We start from the raw sequence: 9,434 nt of genomic DNA on the forward strand, positions 1-9,434 counted from the left end.
ACGATTGGCGTTATGTGTATATTCCTGAATCGCTTCAGCAGCAAATAGTAGAGTGGGAGAGAACGGCGCTTGATAATGCCTCCTCCCACTCTCTTTTTGTGGTGATAAATTTAAACTTAATGTACCCATAAGATCATCTAACAACCACTCATTAAACATCAAACTTTGAGGATATAGATCCCCTGTTTATTGATGAAATCAGGGATCTGGGTATTAGGTTTTAAGTTGATTTTAATTTTCTGAAGTTTCCTGAAAAAATTTCTTCAGAATAGTTATGCTGTGTTCTCCATCCGCAGTAGTGGCCGTCATCAGATAGTTAAGTAAACGATCTGAGAAGGGAACGCGTAAATGAAAAGTACCATCAGATTGGACTTTAATCCTATGACCAGCAACAGTCACGTTTGCACCTGGTTCTGTTGAACCATGAATAACTAGCTCAGTATCTGCGATGAACCAGAAGTCTGTCCCTGGACGATTGAAGATACGAACTTTACCAGAACGAGCTATGCACAACCAACTATTATTATCAGTGAGATAACCAATTTCAGTCATGTAGTCACGATTGCTTGTGGGAATAGCTACATAAGAATCGCATACTGCTTCCTCACATTCATATTGCTGTACTAGATGGGGAATTTGATAACTGAGATCAATATCAGTGGTATCATAGAGTCGCACTGCCAAAAAAGTCCCTTTTTGTTTCCTGACTGCTTCTTTCTGAATTTCAGAAACATACCAAGAAACATAAGCCCATTTGGGAGTACGAGGTGTGAAGACAATACTACTGTCTCCTCTCATATCTGACCAACTAACAACTCCTGTAGTCTGAGTTTGCGTCTTTGTTTCTAATGAGGAATGTTCTGGAATGCCATCAGGGCTAAATATTTTTTCTGTCTTTGCGTCTATCTCTAAGGTTGTCTCCTTAATCGTTGTTTCTGGAAGATGAGATGAAATAGATAAGTCGGAAGAGAGTTCTTCTGCTAAATCAAACTTGAGTTCAGCCTCATCTGCTAAGGTATTGAAGACTTCTTCTAGCTGATTGAGTAAATCAGGTAATGAATTTTTGGCTTCATCTGTAATCAGTTCTGCATCTAATTCTTCTTCGTCTGGTGTCAATCCCAGTAATTCTGATAGAGAAGTGCTGGATTCTTCATGAGAAGTTTCTGTATAAAAGTGCGTTGATTTCAACACTGAAGTGCTAGATTCAGATTCGGTTGCATTTGTCAGCACATCTAGTAATTCTGATAGAGAAGTGTTAGATTCAGGTTCGGTTAAATTTGCCGGCACACCTAGTAATTCTGACAGGGATATGGCTGAATTTTGAGTGGAAGACTCTACTGATTCATCTAGTAATTCTGACAGGGATATGGTCGAATTCTGAGTGGAAGACTCTACTGATTCATCTAGTAATTCTAATAGAGAAGTGGTTAACTCATCTATTGGGAGTTCTAAATTATTGAATGTTATTTCGGGAACGTTGGGAACTGAGGGATAGGAGGTATTAACAACAGCTACTGGTGCTTCTATATCCCATACAACTTCCCCACAATCTAGATAAATAATTTGAGCCGCAATATCAAGATTATTGGCAATTTCTGTGTCTGCGGTTGTGTCTTTTGCCGTTACTATTTTTGCATTGTCAGCTAAAACTTCTCTTTCTGTTACATTGATATTGTGATGCGATTGAGATTTGCCGTTAGTGAGTGCAGTATTATTAACCGGGGAAATAATGTTGTATTCGTCGGGGTCTGCTGGTTTTAGTTCCGTAATTGATGGGCTTAGAGTTGATGTTTTCAGTGGAGCTATTTGTTGATTTGCTGATTGTTGTTTTTTCTTCAACCACCAAGTAAAAAAGCTTCCTATACCAACCGTTGGGAATAAAGATAAGACAATCAACAATGCTGTATTTCTCTCTTCAAAAGGATTTACAAGCTGCTGATTACCAGAATTATTTGTGGTAGGTAAGGTTTCTGTTTGTGCAGGAGTTGCTACAGATTGAGCCTTTGGTGTGGAACTTGTTGCAGTTTCTACAGTAAGATTTTGCAATGCACTAGCAGCGATCGCCGATGCTTCCGCGTCTCTAGCTGATTCTATCGCTTTCTGTCCTATAGGTGCGGTGGTAAAACCAAGAAAACTAGCTACTGCTGGGCTAGGATTTTGCCTATAAACGTAAACTAAAGGCTGGGAAAAGGGATATTGGGAATTATCTGGTGTGATATTCTGGATTTTGAGAATTCGCACATCAGGTAGCTTTGATACTTGATTAGCTGTGACATAGCTAATGCCGTCTGTACCTAATTCTTTGATAATTTGGACAGTTTTATCTTCAGCTACTTGAGTAGCGTTAGCACCAGTTGAAAATTCACCAGACTGAAAGACTGGATAATCACGTAAGGAATTACGAATATCGCTGGTTGGGGAGCGATCAATAAATCGAATTTTACCAGGTTGACCTCCTAGTTCTGACCAATCAGTAATTTCACCCCGAAAAATCTGGGCAAATTTTTTACTAGTCAAATTGCCTGGGAAAGAGTTGTTTATACCAACAATGATGGCTATTTTTTCTCTGTGTAAGCGAATTTGCTCTAGACCTTGAGATTTTTCTGCTGGGGTGAGTTGACGAGCGATCGCAGCTATATCAATTTTGCCATCAAGCAAAGCTGTAATTGCCGCATCAGTACCATTAACCCCAATTTCAACCTGTGTACCAGAGAACTGTTTTTCAAAGTTATCTTTGAGGCTTTGGTTGATCATAATCAAACTCATGGAACCATCAAGCCGCACTTTAGTGCCACTTTCCACTGTTTGCGGTAGTGGGAAAGTCAGAACATTAGGTGTTGATTCTGCGAGAACAGGTACTGATGCTAAGAAATTTGCTGCCAGTGAGGTGGTAGCTAAGGCCAGTGATAAGGCCAGATGAACAATTACACTATCGTTTTTCTCTTGTTTCCACATACGCCCCTTATGAAGGTAAAATAAATAGTCAAACGGGCCAGTTCTCAAGATGTTTTTTTTTACAGAGGAGACGGGCTAATTATACATCCTTGGTTATGTTTATCCCTAGTAACTTCAGTTACTTAAATAAATATATACTGTTTTGTTACTGAGCTATTATAACAGTAGTATTTGGGACTTCCAAAAAATAAATTATCCCGGATTGACTAACCGCTCCAGGCGCAGAGAAGCCAGTGCGTTGGTGAAGCAGTCCGGTCTTGGGGGTTTCCCGACTTGTTAGCGAAGCTCCTCTGAAAGAGGCAGCAACTGGCGCGACGCAGAGGAATAAGGGTTTGAGAGATTTTTTGCGTTAGGTGGTTGAGTGTTTTTTTATTTGAAAGTCCCTTACCTACTTGTATGCTTTTGGGCATTTATATTAGGTTGTTGAAAACTGTCAGTTTCTGCAAGTTCTTGCTGCGGTAAGTTAGAAGGAATTCTGTCTTTAACTTCATCAATAGAGGTGCGTTCATTATTCAATATATCTTCATTTTTCTCTGAGGCAGATAATAAAGATATATCAATCAAAGGTAATATGATTTTTACCGTTGTACCTTGATGTAAACCCAAACTTTCCAAGGTAATTTTTCCTCCCATCAGTTCGATTAAATTGCGGGAAATTGCCAATCCCAGTCCAGTACCTTCAAACTTACGTGTGGTTGTACCATCGATCATGACAAAGGGACGAAATAGTTTATGTTGTTGGTCGGGATCAATGCCTATACCTGTATCATGCACAGAAACAATAACATAAGGTTTGCCATTCTGTTCTTGAATTTTGGTACTAATAATGATGCTACCTTGATCAGTGAACTTAGTCGCATTACCAATAATATTAATTAGGACTTGTTTGAGTTTTACTTCATCTGCCTTGACTGGGATGATTTCATTACCTAGATCACATTTTAATTGTAATCCTTTTTGTTGGACGTTAACTGATTGTAAGTTAATGACTTCTAATAGCAATTGGCGCAATTCTAGAGGTGAGATTATTACCGAGAGTTTACCCGCTTCAATTTTAGAAATATCGAGTAAATCATTAATAATACCTAATAAGTGAATTGCTGTTTCGTCGGCTCGTTGGAGAAATTCTAATTCTTCTTCTCTGTCATCACATAAACCATCTCTAACTAAACGCACACAGTTAATAATAATATTCAGTGGGTTTCTCAATTCATGGGAAGTTGTGGCTAAAAACTGACTTTTGACAATGTTAGCTGATTTGGCTTCTTTCCAAGCTATTTCTAGTTCTTCTGCCCATGCTTTGAGTCTTTCAACCATTTGATCTATTGCTTGAGCTAATTGATTAAATTCCCGGATTTTAAAGTTACGGGGTACGGGTTGTGCAGCATGGTGACTATGAATATTTAAAGCGTAGTCTCTGAGTTCTTCTAGAGGACTTGCTAGGTAGGGCGCTAAATATAAAGATGCTAACAAACTTGCCCCAATTAAACCAACTGTTAAAGCAATGAGGATGAGTTTGATTTCATCTAAACCCTGCAGTGCATCTTTGACACTAGTGACAGCTAAGATCACCCATTTCTGTTGTTGCTGTTGTGTAATGGGATTAGAGATTGCTGTATAACCGGCGACTGATTCTTTACCATCGCTGAAATTAAAATTTATGGAATCATTATTTCCCTGAAGAGCATTTTTAATTACGCTTTGTAGTTGTTGAGCATCGGCATAATTTTTAATATTAGTTCCTACCGTTTCCGGTGATGGATGTGCCAAAATAGTACCATCTTCAGCAATAACTACTAAAGAACCTATGAACGAGCCTTGTTTATTTTCTAATTTATGCAATGTAGTTTTGATAATTAAGGCATAAGCTAAATTTCCTCGTTGATTATAAACTGGGGCTGATAACAGCAATTGCAGTTGATTTTCCGGATTACGTTTACCAGTTGTCCCTGGTTTTGGTGGTAAAATAGCTGTAATTTTAATTTCATCATTGGTAAATGATAATTCTTGTTCTGTAATAGTCTTATCACCACAACTACTAACAATAATTGGATTTATGCGATTATTTTTTTGCAGGTGCTTCAGTTGAATACAATCAATTTTGTTAGGTAATTCTTGGGCTAATTGAGTGATAAATTTTTCAGCTTTAGTTGCTGAACCAGACTGAATTGCTCTTGTTTGACTGGCACTCAGTAAATTTGTTTTCAGTGCGGCGATCGCATCACTGATTTTTTCACCTTTATTGATAGCACTATCTGTTAAGTTTTGCCGAGCCGTGTTCAACAAACTAGAACGCGCCTTATTAAGTGCTACCATTTCCCCAGTCAATAAAACTGGGACAAATACCAGTAATATTCTGGTTACTAAAATTCGTCGAAAGGATGATTGACGGGAATTAGCCATCGAGTGTCTCACTTCTTATCTGCAAACCACAATAATCAAGATATGCAATTAGAATAACTAAATGAGACATTTTATAAAGTGATGGAAATTTGATGGGAATTTGTGAAAAGTATCAAATTGTAATTTGGTAAAAAGAAATTAAAGATCCTAAATTTCTGAGATCGTAGATGTAGTAACAATTGGTGTGGCATATTGATCCAGACAGAGGTGAAATTGATAAAACATGAAGCAACATCGTCCTCATCCCACAGTGGGTTTGAACATGAGTGCAGATGGCAAGATAGGTGATTTGGTGCGATGCCTGCTCGGTTTGGCTCAGGGGTTGATAAAGCCTACCTGGAAAAACAAATCGCTGGCTTTGATGCAGTTTTATTTGGTGCTAGAACCCTCCGTGTCTACGGTACAACACTTACCGTATCACATCCAATATTGCTGCAACAGAGAAAACAGAAAATAAATCTCTCCAGCCGGTTCATATAGTGTTTTCGAGTTCTGGAAGCCTAAATCCGGATATTAAACGCTAGTTGCTTACCACTACAGAAGGGTGTAATTTTAGCATTCAGCAGTCAACAGTCAGCAGTAAAACCATATTGGGAGGTTATATTACATTCAAGGTAAGTATTCAGTTATAGCAATCGTTATACCCAGATCCCCGACTTCTAAGATCAATTTATCATTTATGGACACAATACACAAAAGAAGTCGGGGATCTTATCGCCTCACCTGAATCCTTACCATTCAAGTTATGTTTAATTATGTTGACCTACTTGCATCAAATACAAATATTATTGATAACCACACGATGGTAAAACAAATCAAATCTAACTATTCTGTAGTTTGGACTCATACAATTGCTGAAGTTCCTCAAGCCGCTTGGGATGCTTTGGCGATGCCACTCAAAACCCCGTTCTTGGAATGGGACTGGCTGAATAATATGGAAACTTCTCATAGTGCTACAGCAAACGCAGGTTGGTTGCCAAATCACTTGACGCTATGGCGAGATAGAACGTTAATTGCTGCTGCCCCACTTTATCTAAAAGGGCATAGTCAGGGTGAATTTGTGTTTGATCATCAGTGGGCTGATTTAGCTGCTCGGATCGGTGTAGAATATTATCCCAAAATGTTGGGAATGTCGCCATTTACCCCGGCGGAAGGCTATCGCTTTTTAATTGCATCTGGGGAAGATGAAGAAGAAATTACCGCCATGATGGTACATGAGATTGATACTTTTTGTCTCAAACATGGTATTTCTGGTTGTCATTTTCTGTATGTTGATCCCCAATGGCGGCCTATCTTAGAAAGACAAGGTTTTACCAGTTGGTTACACCATAGTTATATTTGGGAAAATGCTGATTTTCAAACTTTTGATGATTATTTAGTAGTTTTCAATGCAAATCAAAGACGGAATATTAAACGGGAACGTAAGGCTGTAGAAAAGGCTGGTTTACGACTGCAAGCAGTCACTGGTGAAGAGATTCCTAAGTCGCTGTTTCCGTTGATGTATGATTTTTATGCTGATACTTGCGATAAGTTCGGCTGGTGGGGTAGTAAGTATCTGACAAAGCGATTTTTTGAGCAACTTTACCATAATTATCGTCATCGGGTCGTATTTTTCGCTGCTTATCATCAGGAAGATCAGCATCGACCTGTGGGGATGTCCTTTTGTTTATTTAAGGATGATAGGTTATATGGCCGCTATTGGGGAAGTTTCCAAGAAATAGATTGCTTACATTTTGATGCTTGCTATTATGCACCGATTGAGTGGGCGATCTCTCACGGTATTCAAAGTTTTGATCCCGGTGCAGGAGGCAGACACAAGAAACGGCGCGGTTTTCCAGCTAAACCTAATCACAGTCTGCACCGATTTTACAATCATCGTTTAGGACAAATTTTGCGTCCTTATATCCTAGAGGTGAATGAAATGGAAGAGGAAGAAATGAAGGAAATTAATGCAGAGTTACCTTTTAGTCAAGATCATGGTTAAAAAAGGTAGCTAAAGAATTACACTTGAGTTGTAATGTAAACAACTGTGGAAATAATTTCTTTTTTTTAGCATGAGTATGGATTTAATAATTGATGATTTAACGGCGATTGATGATAAACTTTCTCAGCGTCATATTGACCTTGATCCGAATGGTTATTTTATTATTTACATCGACAAAAATGAACGGTTAATTTATGCCAAGCATTTTACAAATGTAATTGATGAACGTGGTTTGGCTGTAGATCCAGAAACAGGTAAGGTGATTCCAGCACGGGGTAAAGTAGAAAGAACTAACACTACAGTATTTAGCGGCCGGACTGCTAAAGAGTTATGTGTGCAGATTTTTGAACAAACTCAACCTTGTCCCGTTAGTTTTCTAGATCATGCGGCTTATTTGGGGCGGGAATTTGTCCGGGCTGAATTGGCTTTGGTGACAGAGAAGGAGTACGTACAGGATTAGGGGTTGGGGACTGGGGACTGGGGACTGGGGACTGGGGACTGGGTACTGGGTACTAGGAAAAATTTATTTACCTAATTCCTAATCCCTAATCCCCAAATCACCTATCTACGCCTCATTTGAAGGTTGATTGATTTGATAAATGTAGTAAGTTGCCATTGGGATGACAGTGGCAGCAATTAACAGTCCTACTACCCAAGCGGTGGAATTACCCTTGTTTTTGTCGGTGTCTTCCGCTTTGGTAAATGTTCCTTCTACTTGTATGGTTTGTTTTTCTTCAGGTGGACCGGGATCGGGTTTACCGGAGATGACAGCAACTAAGCGATCGCGCACGTCTAATAATCCTTGGTTATATTTATTACCAGCCCGTAATGCCGCACCTAGTGTTGCTTCGGTGACACTATTAGCTATTTCATCAGTCAAAAGAGATTTAACTTGATCCCCACTAATAATAGTCGCGCCATTGGTAAGAGTATCAATTACCAAAATAGCTTGATTTGCTTGCGCTTCTGCTGTAGGAAACCATTTAGTAAATAGTCCTTTGGCGAAACTTGCCGGTGTTTCTCCATAGTCAAAACGGTGAATAGTCACAATTCTGACTTCGTTACCAGTTTCCTGGGCCAAGTCTTTGAAAGCACTGCTAATTTGACCTTCATTGAAACGGCTAATAACGTCACCTTCATCCACAACCCAGGTATCTGGTGTCAGATTGGGTATTTGATATACACCTGTAGCAAAAGCTGGTGTGGCAAAGACAGAAATAGCCATCATCATCATTACCAATACAGGTAAAATGAGACGGGTGAGGTATGTGTGACTACTAAATAATTGCTTGAGTAGCTGTTTCATGAAATGAATCCTAAGACACTCTAGCAATCAAAATACTACAGAACCTATATCAAAAGCATCTCATCCCAGGATAATTCTCTGTTGTTTGCGCTCAAAGTAACTTTACAACCATGACAATCATCTTAACCAATGATGACGGCATCGACGCACCAGGTATTCAAGCCTTACTAAAAGCGATAAACAGCAAAAATGTAATTATCGCTGCACCATTAGAACATCAGTCTGGTTGTGGACATCAAGTAACAACAGATGCACCAATTAAACTACAACGCCGTTCTGAATTTGAGTATGCTATTGCTGGTACTCCCGCAGATTGCGTGAGAATTGCAACTACACAAATTTGTACAGATGTCAAATTTGTGCTTTCAGGAATTAATGCTGGTGGTAATTTGGGTGTTGATGCGTATATTTCCGGTACTGTCGCTGCTGTCAGAGAAGCTGCAATGCACGGTATTCCCGGAATTGCCATTTCTCAATATCGCAAAGGGAAACTAGATTACAATTGGGATTTAGCTGCTAAATGGACATCAGATATAATAGCAGATTTACTGAAATTACCTTTAGTAAGTGGTAGCTTTTGGAATGTTAATTTACCCCATCTTCTACCAGAAGATGCTGATCCTGAAGTTGTCTTTTGTGAACCTTGTACCAAACCTTTACCTGTTAATTATCGAATAGATGGCGATAATTTTTATTATGCAGGTGAATATGGTAAACGCGATCGTACTCCTGGGAGTGATGTAGATATATGTTTTTCTGGTAATATTGCGATTACTCAGTTAAAAG

General features: G+C 39.0%; 6 protein-coding genes and 1 pseudogene. 4 read left to right on the forward strand and 3 right to left on the reverse strand.

Annotation, left to right across the window (positions count from 1 at the left end):
* Positions 1–231: 231 nt before the first annotated feature.
* Entirely contained in the window at positions 232–2,955 is a 2,724-nt protein-coding gene (locus tag VB694_RS12750) for a substrate-binding domain-containing protein (protein ID WP_323360694.1), read from the reverse strand.
* A gap of 384 nt (positions 2,956–3,339) precedes the next feature.
* On the reverse strand, positions 3,340–5,358 hold the full coding sequence (locus VB694_RS12755; RefSeq protein ID WP_323360695.1) for an ATP-binding protein: 2,019 nt from the start codon (positions 5,356–5,358) through the stop codon (positions 3,340–3,342).
* A gap of 223 nt (positions 5,359–5,581) precedes the next feature.
* Here VB694_RS12755 and VB694_RS12760 point away from each other — a divergent pair.
* The 3 genes and pseudogenes from VB694_RS12760 to VB694_RS12770 all read left to right on the forward strand — a co-directional run.
* Positions 5,582–5,876: pseudogene (locus VB694_RS12760) on the forward strand (dihydrofolate reductase family protein); the annotation flags it as partial.
* A 284-nt stretch (positions 5,877–6,160) separates the two neighbouring features.
* Positions 6,161–7,342 (forward strand): GNAT family N-acetyltransferase, encoded by a 1,182-nt coding sequence (locus VB694_RS12765; protein ID WP_323360780.1) that lies wholly within the window; start codon positions 6,161–6,163, stop codon positions 7,340–7,342.
* 76 nt (positions 7,343–7,418) lie between these two features.
* Positions 7,419–7,802 carry a DUF4346 domain-containing protein gene (locus VB694_RS12770; protein WP_323360696.1) on the forward strand — a complete coding sequence of 128 codons (384 nt, stop codon included), beginning with the start codon at positions 7,419–7,421 and terminating at the stop codon, positions 7,800–7,802.
* Positions 7,803–7,907: 105 nt separating this feature from the next.
* On the opposite strand, the gene psb32 is transcribed toward VB694_RS12770, so the two are convergent.
* A complete protein-coding gene (gene psb32 / locus VB694_RS12775) occupies positions 7,908–8,648 on the reverse strand; it encodes a photosystem II repair protein Psb32 (RefSeq protein WP_323360697.1) in 741 nt (246 codons plus the stop codon).
* Positions 8,649–8,758: 110 nt separating this feature from the next.
* Here psb32 and surE point away from each other — a divergent pair.
* On the forward strand, positions 8,759–9,434 hold a 676-nt coding region (gene surE, locus VB694_RS12780), incomplete at its 3' end, for a 5'/3'-nucleotidase SurE (RefSeq protein WP_323360698.1).

Source organism: Anabaena sp. UHCC 0451 (assembly GCF_034931405.1).
Lineage (GTDB): Bacteria > Cyanobacteriota > Cyanobacteriia > Cyanobacteriales > Nostocaceae > RDYJ01.